Annotated in this window: 18 protein-coding genes, 1 tRNA gene and 1 pseudogene; 15 read left to right on the top strand and 5 right to left on the bottom strand. The window is 64.1% G+C overall.

Features of this window, described 5'->3' with window-relative positions:
* Positions 1-90: 90 nt before the first annotated feature.
* From M2299_RS07360 to M2299_RS07325, 8 genes and pseudogenes are all read left to right on the top strand, one after another.
* Positions 91-760 (top strand): annotated as a pseudogene (locus M2299_RS07360) (RHS repeat-associated core domain-containing protein); the annotation flags it as partial.
* A 419-nt stretch (positions 761-1,179) separates the two neighbouring features.
* Positions 1,180-1,575 (top strand): hypothetical protein, encoded by a 396-nt coding sequence (locus M2299_RS07355; protein WP_157804431.1) that lies wholly within the window; start codon positions 1,180-1,182, stop codon positions 1,573-1,575.
* Positions 1,576-2,341: 766 nt separating this feature from the next.
* Positions 2,342-2,584 (top strand): hypothetical protein, encoded by a 243-nt coding sequence (locus tag M2299_RS07350; RefSeq protein WP_099844037.1) that lies wholly within the window; start codon positions 2,342-2,344, stop codon positions 2,582-2,584.
* A gap of 37 nt (positions 2,585-2,621) precedes the next feature.
* Positions 2,622-3,029, top strand: coding sequence for a DUF6869 domain-containing protein (locus M2299_RS07345; RefSeq protein WP_157804429.1), 408 nt, complete (start codon positions 2,622-2,624; stop codon positions 3,027-3,029).
* A gap of 179 nt (positions 3,030-3,208) precedes the next feature.
* The gene (locus M2299_RS07340; protein ID WP_099785759.1) at positions 3,209-3,538 is read left to right on the top strand and encodes a hypothetical protein; all 330 of its coding nucleotides are present in this window, start codon (positions 3,209-3,211) and stop codon (positions 3,536-3,538) included.
* Positions 3,539-3,568: 30 nt separating this feature from the next.
* Positions 3,569-3,973 (top strand): hypothetical protein, encoded by a 405-nt coding sequence (locus M2299_RS07335; protein WP_133119363.1) that lies wholly within the window; start codon positions 3,569-3,571, stop codon positions 3,971-3,973.
* 73 nt (positions 3,974-4,046) lie between these two features.
* Positions 4,047-4,415, top strand: a complete 369-nt coding sequence (locus M2299_RS07330) for a hypothetical protein (protein ID WP_093819373.1) — start codon at positions 4,047-4,049, stop codon at positions 4,413-4,415.
* A gap of 32 nt (positions 4,416-4,447) precedes the next feature.
* Positions 4,448-5,077 carry a hypothetical protein gene (locus tag M2299_RS07325; RefSeq protein ID WP_280884130.1) on the top strand — a complete coding sequence of 210 codons (630 nt, stop codon included), beginning with the start codon at positions 4,448-4,450 and terminating at the stop codon, positions 5,075-5,077.
* Positions 5,078-5,436: 359 nt separating this feature from the next.
* Here the strand turns inward: M2299_RS07325 and M2299_RS07320 are convergent.
* Positions 5,437-5,513 (bottom strand) — tRNA-Arg (locus M2299_RS07320).
* Between the two features lie 149 nt (positions 5,514-5,662).
* Between M2299_RS07320 and ubiA the strand changes: the two genes are divergently transcribed.
* Both ubiA and M2299_RS07310 read left to right on the top strand, forming a co-directional pair.
* Positions 5,663-6,556: a 4-hydroxybenzoate octaprenyltransferase gene (gene ubiA / locus M2299_RS07315; RefSeq protein ID WP_080149621.1), complete on the top strand. Its 894-nt coding sequence runs from the start codon at positions 5,663-5,665 to the stop codon at positions 6,554-6,556.
* Positions 6,557-6,731: 175 nt separating this feature from the next.
* On the top strand, positions 6,732-8,156 hold the full coding sequence (locus tag M2299_RS07310; RefSeq protein WP_280884129.1) for a TIGR00366 family protein: 1,425 nt from the start codon (positions 6,732-6,734) through the stop codon (positions 8,154-8,156).
* A 64-nt stretch (positions 8,157-8,220) separates the two neighbouring features.
* Here the strand turns inward: M2299_RS07310 and M2299_RS07305 are convergent, their stop codons facing one another.
* On the bottom strand, positions 8,221-9,885 hold the full coding sequence (locus tag M2299_RS07305; RefSeq protein WP_280884128.1) for an AMP-binding protein: 1,665 nt from the start codon (positions 9,883-9,885) through the stop codon (positions 8,221-8,223).
* A gap of 310 nt (positions 9,886-10,195) precedes the next feature.
* On the opposite strand from M2299_RS07305, the gene M2299_RS07300 reads away from it, so the two are divergent.
* Entirely contained in the window at positions 10,196-10,357 is a 162-nt protein-coding gene (locus M2299_RS07300; protein WP_164745118.1) for a hypothetical protein, read from the top strand.
* A 54-nt stretch (positions 10,358-10,411) separates the two neighbouring features.
* Here M2299_RS07300 and M2299_RS07295 read toward each other — a convergent pair whose 3' ends face one another.
* On the bottom strand, positions 10,412-11,047 hold the full coding sequence (locus M2299_RS07295) for a YiiX/YebB-like N1pC/P60 family cysteine hydrolase (protein WP_099844029.1): 636 nt from the start codon (positions 11,045-11,047) through the stop codon (positions 10,412-10,414).
* Positions 11,048-11,254: 207 nt separating this feature from the next.
* Between M2299_RS07295 and M2299_RS07290 the strand changes: the two genes are divergently transcribed.
* The 4 genes from M2299_RS07290 (at position 11,255) to M2299_RS07275 (ending at position 15,838) form a co-directional block, all read left to right on the top strand.
* On the top strand, positions 11,255-11,779 hold the full coding sequence (locus M2299_RS07290; protein WP_059065466.1) for a hypothetical protein: 525 nt from the start codon (positions 11,255-11,257) through the stop codon (positions 11,777-11,779).
* 53 nt (positions 11,780-11,832) lie between these two features.
* Positions 11,833-12,408 carry a hypothetical protein gene (locus M2299_RS07285; RefSeq protein WP_223483019.1) on the top strand — a complete coding sequence of 192 codons (576 nt, stop codon included), beginning with the start codon at positions 11,833-11,835 and terminating at the stop codon, positions 12,406-12,408.
* 114 nt (positions 12,409-12,522) lie between these two features.
* Complete coding sequence (locus M2299_RS07280) at positions 12,523-14,247, top strand: peptidoglycan-binding protein (RefSeq protein WP_099844025.1); 1,725 nt, start codon at positions 12,523-12,525, stop codon at positions 14,245-14,247.
* 178 nt (positions 14,248-14,425) lie between these two features.
* Positions 14,426-15,838, top strand: a complete 1,413-nt coding sequence (locus tag M2299_RS07275; RefSeq protein WP_280884151.1) for a TPM domain-containing protein — start codon at positions 14,426-14,428, stop codon at positions 15,836-15,838.
* A 1-nt stretch (position 15,839) separates the two neighbouring features.
* Here M2299_RS07275 and M2299_RS07270 read toward each other — a convergent pair whose 3' ends face one another.
* Complete coding sequence (locus M2299_RS07270) at positions 15,840-16,511, bottom strand: VOC family protein (protein ID WP_280884127.1); 672 nt, start codon at positions 16,509-16,511, stop codon at positions 15,840-15,842.
* A 118-nt stretch (positions 16,512-16,629) separates the two neighbouring features.
* Entirely contained in the window at positions 16,630-17,709 is a 1,080-nt protein-coding gene (locus M2299_RS07265) for an alpha/beta fold hydrolase (protein WP_280884126.1), read from the bottom strand.
* Positions 17,710-17,718: the final 9 nt, after the last annotated feature.

Genomic DNA, 17,718 nt, shown 5'->3' with positions numbered 1-17,718 from the left:
GGCTTGCTTCGGCTTCGGCGAGCGAAGGCGGAATAGATGTGCGTCTAAGCGCTTCCATTGCGGGGTGTGCTGGGGTATCCATAGCGCGCCGCGCTCGGCCAACTGACCCAAACCCAGGACGGTGCGACGGGCTACGACGCCACCGGTGACCGCACCTCGCTGGCCACGTCGGCGGGGACGGCGAGCTACACCCTATCCGGCTGACGGCCATCGCCTGATGCCGTGCACGTTCAGGCGCGCAACCAAGATGCCGCAGGCAATGTGTGCCAGCCAGTGGCGATGCGTAGGTCACTGTCTATGACGAAGCCCCGGGCAGTGGGTCGGCAACTACTCGACGACCGGGCAAGCGCAGCAACAGGCGATCTGGCTGGACAACTACCCGGTGGCGTTGATCCAGACACCAGCCTCGGGCGTGCCGGAGCTGGCGTACATCCAGCCCGATCACCTGGGGACACCGCGCGTAGTGATCGACCCGTTGCGTGATGTTGCGATCTGGGAGTGGAGCAACAAGAGTGAGGTGTTTGGCGATCAGGCGCCGGCCAATGATCCCGATGGGGATGGCGTGGTGTTTGATCTGGCGCTGCGCTTCCCGGGCCAGCAGGCCACCGATGCGAGTGGCTTGTTCTACAACTACCAGCGGGAATACGACCCGGGAGTGGGGCGGTACTCGCAGAGCGATCCGATTGGGTTGGAAGGGGGCGTAAGCACCTATGCCTATGTACATGGCAATCCGGTGAGCTACTCTGATCCAGAGGGTTTGCAGAGCGTTGGACCCATGGGGGCGTACATCGGGGGTGAGCCTCGGGCCTCTGACGCGTGCGTGGAGGCGGCAATCCTCGATTCTGCTCTAAATCTGACGCCCGGAGTTGGAACAATCAAAGCGTTCACTGAGGGTGCCCATTCTCTGGATTCAGCCTCTGCGGTGATGAGCACGGCTGCAGCGGCGACTGAGGTGCACACGTGGAGGGCAGATGCCGCTGCCAACGCAAGGCTTCAGGAACTTGATCGATGGGGAAGGAATCTTAGAGAACAATCTCAAATTAGAACGGGCATCCAAGCTAACAAGAGCCTAAATCAGCTTTTTCGAGTCATTGGACGCAATTTGGGCTTGCTAAGCTTGGGCGTCGAAGCGATGAAATTCGCCGAAGCGGCTGAGGAGTGCTGGTGCAAGGTCAAATGATGAAAAGTACAAAGAGCAGATTGATGACATGCTTCGTTCTGGCGTCGCTTGATTTCATGAGCGTGCTGTTTCCACCATTGACAGGTTGGAAAATGTTCATTCTTGTTATCGCTGGGCTGATGCTGAACTTGGTTGTGGTGTTCCTAGTCTTGAAAAGTGTGGCTCCACTGATGAATGGGGGCGAGCACGAGATAAATGTCACATTATCAAGGAGATGGGTGTCTGCTGTCGGGATGGCTGGAACACTGGCTATTCTTGCGGCTGGATTCCAGGGCAGCATTGAGAGGCAATCCATACCATTCCTTCTGAGTGGATATATGCTGCTGCTGATCGTTCCCGGAAAAATTCTGAGCTTGGCCGTTGCTCGGGGAATGGATGAGGCTGATGGTAAGTAAATCAAAACGAACGATTTCGACTTCGCGAAGCGACGCTAAAGTTGGCGTCGCACGCAGGAGGCGCGCGATTCGGGAGAAGTATTCAGCGAGCGTTGCCTTGAGCGGGCGCCAGAAGATCTTCGAGGTGCTGAAAGCTGTCCTTTACGTTTTGGGCGGGCCCCTGGTATGGATAACAAAGTCGGCAAGAAATAATTGATCCAAAAGAATTGTCGTCATTTCTGATGGGATGGCCATGATTCCGTCGGTTCGATCACCGAATTGAAGAGCGGTGCGGGCTCGGAAGTGCTAGCCAAGTACGCCTATGACGCGCTCGGCCGACTGACCCAGACCCAAGACGGTGCGACGGGCACGCCGATTGAGACCTCAAAGAAGTAGCGTGCTCCACACCCTGTTTCGCGCTATCCAGTTGAGCGTAGGATCAGGTCCTGAAGGTGGCCGATCTTAAGCGGCTGCCCCTCACCTACGTCTACAACGGTTTCATCAATCTGACTGGCGGCTACCCGGTGGCGATGATCAATGTGACCTCAATCGCGCAAAGATCGTTTTGCAGAACGGGTTGCAGATGGTACTCAGCATTTAGCGCGACCCTTCCACGCCTCTCATGTCTATTCAGGTAACGAATATTTCGCTGCGGATCTGGCACCCCTCCATGCGGGCGTCTGATATCGCGTTGGAGTTCGGTCTGACGCCCAGATTCTCAAGGACAGTGGGCGATCCACGCCCGCCATCTTCGGATGGGAGCCTGTGCGAGGAAACGTACGTTTCAATGCAGCTCGTGCGCAAGGCGAGTGTTGAGTTGGACGAGGAGCTGCGTAGGTGGTGCGATGTGCTGTCCGCCAAGGCTCGGTTCTTGGATGAGATTGTCGGTGGCGGTGGGAAGGCGGAGTTCTATGTAAGTCTCTTTACGGAAGCGTTGGGAGGTTTTGAGCTTGATCACAGCTTGCTCAAAAGAATTTTTGAACTGAGCCTTGGTGTCTCAGTTGAAATCTATCCTCCTGTAGTGGGGTGAAGCTGTTCGCTTGGCCTCTCAACCGGGAAAATCTGGGATGCATCGAAATAAAAGTATTGAATCAGCCGGAAGGCCGCATGGTGGACCGCAGACGATCGCCGAAGCATGGGTTCAGTTCAATCGACTTCCCATGGGCGCCAGTGAGCGGCAATCGCACATGCAGGTGCTGGATGTTGTCGATGACATCATTCAGCGGGATGCCGACGGAGGATGGGAATTCATTGAGGCCGTCAGGCAGATGGATGTGGATGCACCTCTGCTATCCAGTCTCGCTGCCGGACCATTGGAGGACTACTTGGTGGCCCATGGCGAGGCAGAGATCGAGAAGCTGGAGAGCCTGGCAAAGCAGCACCCTTCTGTTCGTGAGCTGCTTGGCCGAACGTGGAAGAACTTCATGTCGGACGAGGTCTGGCGGCGAGTACAGCGTGCCGCCCGGTCAGGCTGATTCCCAGCACGCCGGGGGAAGTTCCCGAGTGTGGACGACGCTGACGACACCCATCGATGAGCACACACGTGTTAGAAGCATCGCAATGAGTATGGCCCCTCGGCGAGCTGGCACCCACATATTGCCGAGCCGACAAGAGGCATGATAAGTGCAATCGTTCGACTGGAGAGGGTCGCGCAATGAAAATGGAAAAGGTGGAACTGCAGGCCGATAGTGTGGTGTTCTACTCCCCACGGGACGAAGCGCAATTCTTCGGCTGGCTGGATCAGATGGAGTGCGTCATGGAAGTGGTTGGCCGGGGCCGGATCATCTACATCCAGGTCGACAAGCGACGGGTGGATGCCGAGGTGCTACGTGACATATTGGCTTTCTTCCAGCGCTACCGTATTGCCATGGAACAGCTCAAAGTTTTCGATTCTGAAGCCTTCTCGACCTGGTTCAGGCGCAGTGACGCCTATTGGTACCGCAGTGTGTTTGGCGCGCGCGCTCAAAGCAGCGTCACAGCATGATCTTCCTTTTCAGTTGAGGAGGTCTGTCTGTTGAACATCGAAAATCCAGATGGACGGAGCATGAGCTGTCTGCATGATCTGCACATTGATGGACTCCGCATTGAAGATCGCCGCCGTCTTGCACTCTCTCTGTCCACGGAATGCGGAAGATATGTGCATGAGGTCATCTTCGATGACATTGTCCGCCTCAGTATCGATGGCTTCTCGATGCAGAACATCATTCTGGACCTGAGTGTCTTCACTGAGCGCGAAGCATCATTCGAGTTTGATCGTGCGTGTGCCCTGCTTGGAGTGGACCCTGCGGACCCGCATGAACTCGATGGGACGGGGTGCATTGTCCTCATCGAAGCGACGATCGGTGCCGAAATTGCATGCCTCATGTCACAGCATTGGCAACTGGTGCTCCATCAAACAAGTCGAAACGTTCGAGCATGAGGCGAGCGCTGGCTCTGGACGGGAGATGGACCTATGCCAACGTGCTGCCAGAGCCAGGAAGGAGGTACCCCGCATGATCCTTGAGTTCAACGCACTGCCCTGGTCGGACGCCATCTTGACTGCGGTGTCCGTAGACCGCAGCAATCCGGGCATCCAGGATGAAGTAGTGGTCCACGTGCGCTGGCCCGACGGGCGCAATGCGCGGGTGGTGTTCCTTGAATGCCGCGGCGCACGATTGGCGCTCAACTTCGGTGTCCTGGGTGAGGACACGATCGACCGCGCATATGTCGATGAGGACAGCAAGCTACTGGCCGATGGCAGACGGCGCTGGGCGGCCTCGGGTGTGTTGCTGCCAAGGCTTCAGTGCTTCCGCATCGAAACCTGTACCACTGCCAGCTCACTCGACATCCTGGCCCTGGGCTGGCGGATAGACTCGCAGTGACGTCCGGTGTGGAAAATTAGGAGTGGCATGGCATGCATGAGACGCACCGTGGCCGGGTATCGGCGAGTGATTCCGTTCGGGTGGGTCCGCCCACCAGCGGGCATCTGGCCGCTCTGTGGCGCGGCAATTGCAGGGAGATTCCAGGTGCCCCAGCAAGGGACATCATCAAAGGGCCGGTGGCTAGCATCTTGCGCGCAGCGCTGCTGGTCTTGCCAATGCTGGGCGGGTGCAGCATCAACAAATTTCAACACACGGAATGGAGGTCGGACTGGGTAGATGTTTCATCCGACGCGATCTTCCCTGGCAATTCAACGACTCTGCCGCTTGACCGCATTTCTACGCTTGATCCGGATAGTGAAGCCGCCATAGCGGAGTGGATGTTGAAGAGCTCACTAGTCGCAGTATCGGCATCAGAGGTTGAAGGGAAGATTGGTTCAATGCCGTTGAGTGGCCTGGAGCCAGCCCCCGGGGAGAGCGTCTATCTCGTCAGGACCGCTTCGGATGAAGGTAATGGCAGGTTCATCGGCTACGTCAACGACAAGGGACTTCTCATCATGTATGGGGTCATGGGGGGCTGCGGCGAGCAGAAACACCGGGTGGTTGCCGTGAGCCTGCGGGAGAAGCCCGCCAACGTGTTCGGTCGATGCTCGGCGGCGCTGTAGTGCGCTAAGAAGTTGAGCAGCGGCAGTGTGCAGGTGCCTCGCCGCCGCTGCCGGGTCATCCAGTAATCGGCACGCGGAACATCAATGGAGGATCTGCAGCATGACCAAGCAGGACGTCCATCGTGCCCGGCTAACCGGTGACGGTGCTGTTCGACGGCGACGGCGCGTTTCTGCCCGGCGCGACCAGCGCTGGGGAGGAATTCTCGATCATCGTCCGCGACGCGCAGGGCTCCGCCTACCGCTCGATTCCCTTCCAGCTCAGCGCAACGGAGCCGCAGCGGGGGATCGGGAAGCCGAATGAACCCACGACCAGCGCGCCATGCCGTGGTGGCAGGCGAGGACGGAAGACTGAGGGAAGATGGCGCGCCCGGAGGGATTCGAACCCCCGACCAATGGCTTCGGAAGCCACTACTCTATCCGGCTGAGCTACGAGCGCGTGGTGGAACCGCCGCGCCGTCGGCCAGGGCCGGGGCGGGCATCGCAACGCAATGAGGCGGTGCGGGATGGGCATTCTATCCAGTTTCGCCGCACAAATCTCCCCCCGCCGGCAAAGTCGGTCCGAAGGCACAGGAGTATCCTAGTGTCATGGCTGATACCCCCCTTTCCGCGCCGCATCCGGCGCCGACGCCGCGTTGGCGGCATTACTGGTCCCTGATGCGCGCCGATCGCCCGATCGGCACGCTGCTGCTGCTGTGGCCCACCTGGTGGGCGTTGTGGCTGGCTGCTGGCGGCCTGCCGCCGCTGTGGACCCTGTTCGTGTTCACCGCAGGCGTGTGGCTGACCCGCTCGGCCGGTTGCGTCATCAACGACTACGCCGACCGCTGGCTCGACCCGCACGTGGAGCGCACCAAGGCGCGACCGCTGGCGACTGGTGCGATCAGCGGCCGTGCGGCGCTGGCGCTGTTCGCGGTGCTGATGCTGGTGGCCTTCGGCCTGGTGCTGACCCTGAACGGCCTGACCATCGCCCTGAGCTTCATCGGCGTGTTCCTGGCGGCCAGCTATCCCTACCTGAAGCGCTACACCCATCTGCCGCAGGTCTACCTGGGCATGTCCTTCGGCTGGGGCATCCCGATGGCCTTCGCCGCCGTGCAGGGCGAGGTGCCGATGCTGGGCTGGCTGCTGTATGCCGGCAACATCCTGTGGTCCACCGCCTACGACACCTGGTACGCCATGGTCGACCGCGAAGACGACCTGAAGATGGGTTCGCACTCCACTGCGATCCTGTTCGGCGACCTGGACCTGGTCATCCAGGGCGTGCTGTACGCGCTGTTCCTGGCCACGATGGCGCTGGTGGGCGTGCGCGGCGGGCTGGGTGGGTACTACCTGGCCGGCGTAGCGGTGGCGACGCTGCTGGTGGTGTACGAGTTCTGGATCTGCCGCAACCGCGAGCGTGGGCCGTGCTTCAAGGCCTTCCTGCACAACAACTGGGTGGGTGCCGCGCTGTTTGCCGGTATCGCCGTGGATCTGGCGCTGCGTTGAGAAGGCGGCCGGGCATGGCCCGGCGCTACCCCGCGCCATGTGCACGGGTCGGAATCCTCGGCCGAACTGGTAGCGCCGGGCCATCCCCGGCGGGCGGCCACCTACGACCAATAGGTGGCTGACAGCCCGCACCCCACCGCCCAGAATCAGGCCATCGAACCTGGGAGGGTAGGCGATGGCCTCGACGGCAGCAGTACAGGACGGCTGGATGGCGCGCGCTGCGCTGCGCTCGGCCGCCTGGGCGGAAAAATGGTTCCCCGATGCGTACGTGTTCGCGGTGCTGGGCGTGGTCATTGTCGCGCTGGCGGCGATGAGCTTCGGCGCCACCCCGCAGGCTACCGCCAGTGCCTTCGGCGACGGCTTCTGGAGCCTGATTCCCTTCACCATGCAGATGGCCTTCGTGGTCATCGGTGGTTATGCGGTAGCCACTGCACCGGTGGTCGCGCGCTTCATCGACTACCTGGCCCGGGTGCCACGCACCGGTCGTGGTGCCGTGGTGTACGTCGGCCTGGTCAGCATGCTGGCCTCGCTGCTCAGCTGGGGCTTCTCGCTGGTGTTCGGCGGCCTGCTGGTGCGCGCGCTGGCCCGCCGCACCGAGCTGCGCATGGACTATCGGGCTGCCGGTGCCTCGGCCTACCTGGGCCTGGGCGCGGTGTGGGCGATGGGCCTGAGTTCGTCGGCGGCACAGCTGCAGGCCAACCCGGCCAGCATGCCGCCGGGGCTGGTGGAGATCACCGGCGTGCTGCCGTTCACCGAAACCATCTTCCTGTGGCAGTCGATCGCGCTGACCTCGGTGTTGATCGTGGTCTCGCTGCTGATCGCCTGGCTGACCGCGCCGGCTGCCGGCAGTGCGCGTACCGCCGAAGATTTCCCCGGCGCGGCGCAGGCCGAACCGGAGCCGCTGCAGCGCCGCACCCGTCCGGGCGAGTGGCTGGAGTACAGCCCGTTGTTGACCGTGCTGCTTTCGCTGCTGGCCTTCGGCTGGCTGTTCAACGAGTTCGCCAACAAGCCGCTGGTCAGCGCGATCGCCAACCTCAACACCTACAACTTCATGTTCATCTCGCTGGGCCTGCTGCTGCACTGGCGCCCGCGCAGCTTCCTCAACGCGGTGGCCAAGGCGGTACCGAGCACCACCGGTGTGCTGATCCAGTTCCCGCTGTACGGCGGCATCGCGATGATCCTCACCCACGCTGCCGGTGGCGACGGTGAGACGCTGGCGCACCGGCTGTCGAGCCTGTTCGTGCAGGTGGCCAGCACCGATACGTTCGCGCTGGTGATGGGCGTGTACTCGGCGGTGCTGGGCTTCTTCGTACCGTCCGGTGGCGGCAAGTGGATCATCGAAGCGCCGTACGTGATGCAGGCCGCGAACGAGCTGAAGGCGCACCTGGGCTGGGCGGTGCAGGTCTACAACGCGGCGGAAGCGCTGCCGAACCTGATCAATCCGTTCTGGATGCTGCCACTGCTGGGCGTGCTCGGCCTGAAGGCCCGCGACATCGTCGGCTTCACGTTCATCCAGCTGCTGGTGCACATCCCGCTGGTGCTGGGGTTGCTGTGGCTGCTGGGCATGACCCTGGCCTACGTGCCGCCGGTGATGCCGTAGCGCAAGCACGGGGTCATGTGGGGTCAGATCCCTTTCGAAGGACGGGCTCTGACCCCGGAGACCCTCAGCCAGCCGGAGCCAGTTTTTCGATCTCGGCCTTGCGCAGCAGGAAGCGCTGCAGCTTGCCACTGGGCGTCTTTGGTAGTTCCGCCACGAACGCCACCTGGCGCGGGTACGCATGGGCGGACAGCCGGCGTCGCACATGCTGCTGCAGTTCCTGCGCCAGCGTGTCGCTGCCGCTGAACCCAGCGCGCAGGATCACGAACGCCTTGACGATCTCGGTGCGCTCTGGATCGGGTACGCCGATCACCGCCGTTTCCGCCACCGCAGGGTGTTCCATCAGCACGCTCTCCACATCGAATGGACCGATGCGATAGCCCGACGAGGTGATCAGGTCGTCCGAGCGGCCGATGAAACTGATCGAGCCGTCGTCCTCGCATTCCACCGAATCACCGGTGAGGTAGTAGCGATCGCCCAGCGCCGGTGTGTCGGCACCGTAGTAGCCGGTGAACCACATGATCGGCGACTGCTGCAGGTCCACGGCGAGGATGCCGGGCGTGCGCGGCGGCAGTTCGTTGCCGGCATCGTCCAGTACCGCCACGCGGTAACCGGGCATCGCAAAGCCCGATGATCCCGGCCGCACGGCGTGGTCCAGTGCGTGGTGGTTGTTGACCACCATGCCGGTCTCGGTCTGGCCGTAGTGGTCGAGCACCGTGGTGCCCAGATGGGCGGCGAACCAACGGGCGATCTCCGGGTTCAGCGGTTCGCCGGCGCTGCTCACCACCCGCAGCTTGCCGTTGATGGCCGCACTGGCCTCGGGTCCGGCGGCGATGATCTGCCGGTACGCTGTGGGCGAGCCGGCAAGATTGGTGACACCCAGCCGCGTGACGATGTCGTTCAGCCCCTGCACGCTGAAACCGGCTTCGCTGAAGGTGGTGGCCTGGCCCAGCAGCAGCGGGCCGATCACGGCGTAATACAGCCCGTAGGCCCAGCCGGGATCGGCGATGTTCCAGAACACGTCCTCTGGGCGCAGGTCCACGGCCAACTGCATGTAACTGGCAAAGGCCAGCAATGCGCGCAGCGGCACCGGCACGCCCTTGGGGCTGCCGGTGGTGCCGGAGGTGGACAGCAGTGCCATCAGCGCATCGCCGCGCAGCATCACCGGCGCGAAATCAGGTGTGGCATCGGCGGTGCGTGCGGTCCAGTCGATGTCGCCGGCACGTAGTGTCTGCTCCGGTGCCAGGAGGGTGGCGACCGGGGGGCAGCCATTGACCTCGTCCAGCTTGCTGCGGTTTGCGCTGTCGGTCACCACCAATGCGGTGCGCCCGGTTTTCAACCGTGTTTCGATGGCCTTGGGGCCGAACGCAGTGAACAGCGGCTGGTAGATCGCACCCACCCGCCAGGTGCCGAGGATGGTCGCCAGCAGGTCCGGTGTGCGCGGCAGCAGGCCGGCCACCACATCGCCCTTGCCGATGCCCTGCGCGGCCAGCACCTGGGCAACACGCGCGGAGGCATCGCGCAGGTCCTCGAAGGTGTACCGATGCAGGGCACCGTGGGCGTCCGCCCAGCGCAGCGCCAGCGCGTTGCGGCCGCAGTGGCGGTCGCAGCACTCCACGCAGGCGTTGATGCCGGTCTGCAGGTCACCGTGCAACTGTCGCTGTCCGCGCTCGATGCTGAAATCGGCCAGTGCCTGTTCGTAGGTGGGGCGTGCTGCAGTGTCGCGGGCCATGCGCATCTCCGGGGTGACGTCATTCCGACGATAGGCGGCGGCCCTGCATGCTGCAAATGGGACCATGGGCGTAGGCCGCCGCTGCGCGCGCCGCGGCGGGCAGGCACGCTGAATGCGTTCGTTTCCGGCTGCAGCATGACGACATGCCAAACCCGCATGAATCCTTCAGTCGCTAGTGCCGCAAGGGCTGGCGCCGGTTCATTCACGCACGTACACATGGGTGTAGCCCGCTCACAACGCATGGTTAACCAATCGCTGCCGACGATGGCCCCGTCCACCGCATTCCGCGCGTGGCATTTGGAGATCGGACATGGCACAGCAGAACCAGAACCCGAACCAGAAGCAGCAGGGCCAGCAGAACCAGCAGGATCAGCAGCAGGGGCGCGGCCGCGACCAGCAGCAGCAACAGCAGCAGGAGCAGCAGAAGCGCAACCAGAACCAGCAGCAGGGCGGGCAGGACGAGGAAGAGTGATCCTGGCAGCCGCCATCCATCACCGACGAAGCCCCGCCCCGCGCGGGGCTTCGCTTATTCCAGTACGCCGATCCGCTGCAGCACCGGTGCTGCAGCCATGTCGTTGGGGTTGGTACCGGGCAGGCCCTGCGGTACCTCCATGCCCATGCCGCGATACAGATCAACCCAGTGCCGGGAGATCTCACCGGTCTGCGGGTTGCGGAAGTTCATCGGCTGCAGTGCGAACACATGGTGCGCACGGAACGCGCGCTCGATGAAATCCGAGCAGTAGTAACTGTCGTCGTTCAACACGTAGGCAGTGTTGTACGGTTTGCCCAGCATCGTGCGCGCGGTGGCCACGGCATCGGCGATGGCATTGTCCGGCGGCGCACGCAGGCGATAGACCACGATCTGCCGCTGCTTGCCTTTCGCGTCCTCGCGGAACTGTTCCAGCGTCTGCCGGCGCGAGCCCTCTTCATCGGCGTGCAGCACCTCCCAGCCTTGCGGTGCGGAAGCCACCAGCGCGACATGGTCGAAGCTGGGCGCGCCTTGTTTTCCGGTCGCATCGTCGATGGCCGCACTCAGGCCGCCATGGCCGGCGGTGACGAACAGCAGGTCGCCTTCCTGGACCTCCAACACCTCCAACGCGGCCACCGAGCAGGGCCACAGCGCAGGTACCAGCAGGAATAAGACAAGCAGGAATACGCGCATCGGGCCAGGGTCAAAGCGGGGGGGCGGGGTAGTCTAGCGGCAGCCGCGACGACGACGGCTTCAATAGTAATGTGATATCCATCTCATTTCTGAGTGTCGGGATATTCCTGACAGCGTGTGTTGAAACTGAATTGACAAAGGCATGGCTATCCTTGCCTCCCTACCGCGCCGGAACCGCGCGCGACCGCCCGGAATCAGGAGGATCCCGTGAACCAGCTTCGCCCCGTTGCCCTGCTTGCCCTTGCGTTGGGGCTTGCGCTGTCGGGCTGCAAGCCCGCCCCGCAGGCTGCCCCCGCTGATGCCGCCGCACCCGCTCCGACCAGCACGGCTGCAGCCACGACGCCCGTCGCACCGGGCGCCACGACCGCGGCAGAGGCCGCTGGCAACTGCCCCCATCCGGTCTTCGACGAGTTCCTCAAGCACTTCGGCAACGAGATCGCGTTGCAGGAAACGTCCACGGCCGATCCGCTGCTGGACAGCCACATCGATGCCGAAGCCGAGCCGGAGCCGCGCAAGGTGGAGGAGAAAGTGCCACTGGCCAAGGTCGAATGGCCGGTGATGCCGGATCCGGCCACGCTGCAGCGGCAGGGTCGCCAGATGCAGGTCACCCGTCTGCCTGACGGACAGGTGCAGGTGCAGATGCGCACTCCCGATACCAGCGACCAGCAGACCTACACCTTTGCCCAGAAGCCGTGCTGGCAGCTGGTCAAGCGTGAGGACGAATCGATCTGATCCTCCGCGCGACCGCCTGCGGGGGTCGCGTGGTTCACCCCAAGGAGCATCGCATGCGCCTGTTTCCCGTTGCCCCCGTGCTGGCCCTGATGCTCGCTGCCTGCAGCGGCCCGGAGGCATCCGCGCCGGCGGCGACCCCTGCTTCTTCGAACCCGGCAACGACGCCGGCCGCACCTGCCGCCGCGGCCGCATCCCTTCCCACCTCCCCTACGCGCGATGAGACCGGCATGCATATCGATTGCCAAGGCACCCGCCTGCACCTGGCGGCCCTGCCCACCCAAGACACGGACGCTTCCCGGCTGACCACGCTGGAAATCGAAAAGGACGGCACACGCCAGGCCATTGCCGTACCCAAGGAAATGGACGGCTACACCGCCGTCGGCCTGGCCTGCGTGCAGGACCGGAGCGGCACGCCGTATTTCGTCGTGCAGTACGGTGAACTGCCGTTCGGCTGCAGCTTCTGCGAGTGGTACTACCTGTACGACGCCAGTGGCCGCCAGCTGACCCACAGCACGCCGCCGCTGCGTGGCACGGAAGGCGATGAGCAGGAGCCCAACAACGACGAGTACGAGAAGCTGATCGACACGCTCGGCATCAAGCACCCGGAGGTGAACTACATCGAAGACTGAGCGCAGCGGCAGGACGTCGCATGTGCGCTGCGAGCGCAGTACCGCAACACCGGAAGTACCAGGAGCAGTACCCCTTAAGGAAATTCCCTTTTTCATAGAATGGATAGCACAGACATGGCAGACATCTACCAGGACATGGTCCAGCCCCGCGGGGCGGCCTACAGCAGTGACCGCATCAAATCGTGGAGCCACTACCGCGAGCCGATCGACCAGAGCGACGGGCGCCTGCACGGGAACTCCCGCCGGTGGGGCGATGCAACCCCGGAGGTGCAGTCACGGGTGATCGACACGCTCATCGAGTCGGCGCGCGAGAAGGGACTGACCCCGCGCGAAACCGCACACGTACTGGCCATCGCCCGCGTGGAATCGGGATTCAACCCCGATGCTGCCGCAGGCACCACCTCGGCCTCGGGCCTGGGCCAGTTCATCGACAAGACCGGCAATCACTACCACCTCAACAACCGTAACCGCTTCGACGTCGGCGCCCAGTCCGATGCATTGGTTGACCACTACATTGACAACCGCAACCTGGCACACAAGCGCGGCCAGGGCGAGGAATACATCTACAAGTACCATCACGATGGTCCGACCCGCGACTACGGCGGCCTCAACCTTTCCGAAAAGAAGGTGATGCCATACGTGGACAGGTACGAGCAGTTCGTGGAGCAGCGCCTGGCGCAGACCCACGGCCAGTCCCATGGTGGCCAGACCGCAGCCGCCGTGGGCGCCGCTGCACAGGCGCAGGCCAAGCCGGCAGCGGCACATGCTGAAGGCCAGACCCGCAACTTCGAGCAGACGATGCAGGTGATGCTGCCCCCGCAGAACGGGGTCAAGCCGCACGTTACCGGTGAGTTCGGCGAACACCGTGCGCACAAGCCGCACGGCGGCACCGACTTCAACTACGTCGGTGGCCAGCACGGCCGCAACCTGCAGCATCCGACCGTCAATGCGCCGATTTCCGGCACGGTGACCTTTGTCGGTGGCGACTACGGCACGGTGAAGATCAGAGATGCGCAGGGCAACTCGCACGAGATCCTGCACCTGCAGTCGACCCAGGTGAAGGAGGGCCAGCCGATCAAGGCCGGCGAACCGATCGGCACCATGGGTGGGCGTGGCCCCGGTGGTGCAGGGCAGTATGCCCAGCACGTGCATTACCAGTTGAAGGATCCGCACGGCAAGCTGGTCAGCCCGCAGGATTTCTGGGACCAGGGCAAGCTGAAGGAAACCGGCAAGGGTGGCCATGCGCACGATGGCGACCACGGCGGTGTACTGCGCCAGGGCGCCAAGGGCGAGGAAGTGACTGCCATGCAGAAGGAGCTCAACCGCTTGGGCGTGCGCGACAGCCACGGCAACCGGCTGAGCGAGGATGGCAACTTTGGTGCCAATACCCGCGATGCGCTGACTGCCTACCAGAAGCAGCAGGGCCTCTCCGCCGACGGCGTGGCCGGTCCGGCCACGCTGGGCAAGCTGGCCGAAGGCCGCAGCCAAGCCGAGGCGGCGCCGAAAGGGCCGCAACTGGGCGACAAGGCGCATCCGGATACGCCGCTGCACAACGCGATCCGCGGCCACATGCCGGGCATGATCTGCAACGAGATGGCCGCCCATGTGACTGCCCAGGCCAAGGCCGCCGGCATCGATTCGCCGGAGAAGCTGCAGGGCGTGACCTTGCAGGATGGCAAGGCATTCGTGATGGGCACCGTTCCCGGCTTCCGCACTGCGGTGGACATGACCCAGACGGCGCCAAGCGTGCAGGAGACCAGTGCTGCACTGCTGGCCAAGCATGAGCCCTCGCAGCAGCACGTACAGGACGAGCAGCAGCGAGTGGCCATGGGCCGTTGACCGCTGCCTGACAAGAGGTGTGTGGTAAAGGAGGCCGGCCGGGGCGACCCGGCCGGCTTTTCCCTTTCCGGAGTGAGGAAATACACGGATGCCGTTCCGAAGCATGTGTACCACCGTCATTGCCGAGCAACGGGTCGGCCCCACGTCGTGCTCTGCACGTGCAGAGCGCGGCAGCCCCATGAGGCGGGTGCGGCAGTGGCGCAACGCAGGGCACTGGGCATGGCTTGCACTGCTGCTCTGCCTGCTGCCGCTGCTGGCGCTGGCGGCAGCCCCGGTCCCAGCGTTGAATGACCCGGTGGTGGACACCGCCAATGCGCTGTCCGCCAGCACCCGCGCCGCGCTGCGCGAGCAGGCATTGCAGCTGCAGGCACGCAAGGGCGCGCAGCTGCAGGTGCTGGTGGTGCCCAGCGTTGGCGAGGAAGGCATCGAAGCCTATGCGCAGCGGGTCTTCGACCAATGGCAGCTGGGCCGCGCCGGCGTCGATGACGGCGTACTGCTGCTGGTGGCGGTGCAGGATCGGCGTGTACGCATCCAGACCGGCTATGGCCTGGAAGGCACCATTCCCGATGCCTATGCCGCGCGCATCATCGACAAGGCGATCGTGCCCCGGCTGCGCGAGGGAGACCTGGACCAGGGCGTGCTGGATGGCACCCACGTGCTGGTTGCGCTGGTCGACGGCGAGCAATTGCCGCCCTGGGAAGATACGCCGGCACGCAACGTGTTGCCCGCGGACTGGCGCACGGGGGATTCAGTCGTCGCGCTGACGTTGCTGGCGGGCTTCCTGGCCGGTCTGTGGCGATCGCCGCCGCGTCTGCTGGCGACGAGGACCGAAGCTGATTTCATCGGTAACCGCCGCGAGCGGCGGCGCAAGGCACTGGCAGCCAATGCGGCGATGCCCAGGTCAACGTGGCCGACATTGCCTGCATGGGGCAGACCGCTGCTGGTGACGGCGGTGATCGCCGCGGGGGGGCTTTCTGCGTCGCTGCTGCTGCCGCGCCACGTGCTGCCGGCGTTGGTCTTCGTGCTGCTGCCCGCCGTACCGGTGGCAACCCTGCTGGGCTGGTGCTGGCGTCGCAGCGGCGGCGTACGCATCGTGCTGTACGGCATGCTGGCCGTCAGCACCGGCTTCTTCGCGGTGATGCTGGTACGCGGCCAGTTGCCGCCCAGCCTTGCGCTGCACACGCTGCTGAACCTGGCGGTCGGCATCGCCGCCATGCTGGTGTTCTTCCTGGTGCAGGCCGGTCGCGCGCGTTGGCGGAAGAACCGCAACAGCTTCGCCATCCGCTTGGTGGTGCTGGTGCTGCTGACCGGTGGCTATGCGCTGGGCGCGCTGCTGGCCATCGACCGTGCCGGCGAGGAGAACGCCCGCGTGCTGGCGGCGATCGTGTCCAGCATGGGCACGCTGTTCCTGTACTTCATCTGGGTGTTCACTCTGCTGCCCGGCGAAAAAAACCGCGGCGGCCGGGGGTCGTCCAAAGGCTACCGCTCCTCGTCCAGCACCTCGTCGTCCAGTGCGTCCTCAAGCAGTTCCAGCGACTGGTCCGGTGGTGGTGGCCGCAGCGGAGGCGGTGGCGCCTCGGGCAGCTGGTAACTCAGGCCGCCTGCACCCGCCAGCCCAGCGCGGCATCGTGCAGCTCGCCGCTGCCGCTCACATCGGCCACCTGCAGCTGCAGGCCCTGCGCGTTGGGCAGGTCCTTCTGCTCGGGGAACCAACGGCGATCGGCAGCGACCACGATCAACAGGCCCTCGTCATCACCCATCGGCGCGAACTGGGGCGACGGCGGGCTGATCGGCCGCAGGCCGAAGCTCTGGCTGGCTTTTTCACGCACCGCATCGACATCATGGCTGGGCAGGCCAACCTCGCTCAGGCAGGTCAATTCGCTGCCATGGAAGGCGCCAGTGCGGTCGCTGGCCGGCAAGCGCCTGCGGCCGATCAGTTCCAGGATCAGGCCATCGGGTCCGGTGAAATACACCGACTGCGACTGCCAGCTGCTTTCCAATGCGAAGTAGTCCAGCCCTTCCGGATTGCATTGCAACGGCGTGCGTGCACGCAGCCAGCTCATGGCGTCGGCGAAGCGGTTGTCCGGCACATTGAAGGCAAGGTGCACGCCGCCTACCGGACGGCCATTCGCCGGTTGCAGCTGGATCGTGCTCCAGCCAATGCGGACCTGGTCGCCGGCCACCTCCAGCTGCAGCACGTCGCGGAAGTACGCGGCGACGTTGGCAACATCGGATACCGGCAGAGAAAGATGCAACAGGCGCATGATCGATCCTCCGTGGAGCGCTGGGTGCAGTGTAGTCCCGCGCACCTTTGCGCCGCGTCATCACCTGTGCAACGAATCGTTGTTGCCAGACCTGGCATCGAGCCGTGCTCGACTGTCTTCAGCGCAAGGCTTCCCCGAAGAAGCGCACCGCGTCTTCCACCGCCACCGCATGCGTCTGCTCCTTCGGTACCGCAGTCATGCACAGCGCCTGCAGCCGCTCATCTGCCAGTGGCGTGCAGGCAGACAGGAAATCGTAGTGGCCGACACCGGGCAGCGCGTGCAGCGTTGCCTTCGGAATCAGCGCCGCCGCCACATCACCGTTGGTCGCTGGCGGCGCCACTTCATCCGCTGAACCCAGCACGATCATCACCGGCTGCCGCAACGCCTTCAGCTGCTCCGGTGCAAACGCCTGCACGATGGCGGGCGCCAGCACGAACACCGCGCGCACGCCGGCAATCGAACGATCATCCTGTGCATGCTGCACGTACGGTTGCAGTTGTGGAGACGCCGCTGCAGCCAGACGCGCCGCCATCGTATGCGCGGCCGCTTCCTGCTGCGGCCTGCACACGCCGTCGTCCGGGTGCGCCTGGCAGAACGCCAGCAGCCGTGTCATGTCCGGCCGTGCGCCGGCGCTGAGCAGTGCGGTGAAGCCGCCAGCGGAATAACCCACCACGCCCAGCCGCGACGCATCAACATGTGGCCCCAGCTGCGGGTCGGCCTGCACGGCCGCCAGCGCCGCCTTCAGGTCGTCGGCGCGCAGCCAGGTCAGCACGCTGCCGGCCAGCGTCATCTCATCGGCGCCGTTGTTGCCGGGGTGGTCCACGGCGATCACCAGGTAGCCGGCCCGCGCCAGCGCGGTGCCCAGCCACCCCATCATGCGCGCGGTGCCGCCATTGCCATGCGACAGCAACAGGGTTGGCAGGCGCCCGCCGGCAGTGGGGGCATCCTTCGCCGCGCGGCCCACCTCGAACAACGGCGCATCCGGTGGCCCGATGGTCAGCGGCGTTTCTTCGCTGCCTGGCATTGCCGGGTACCACACGGTGAAGCGCAGCACCTCGCGCTGCGCACTATCGCGGATCGCCGCGCTTTTCAGCGTTGTCACGCCATGACGTTCACCGGCAATGGTGGGAGCGGCCGCCATCGCCATCGGCGCCAGAGCAGCCAGCAGCAGTGTCAACATCCATCGTGTCGCGCGCATCATCGGTTT

Origin of the sequence: Stenotrophomonas sp. 1278 (assembly GCF_029892765.1) — a bacterium.
GTDB lineage: Bacteria > Pseudomonadota > Gammaproteobacteria > Xanthomonadales > Xanthomonadaceae > Stenotrophomonas > Stenotrophomonas indicatrix.
This window is presented reverse-complemented; position numbering and strand designations above follow the sequence as displayed.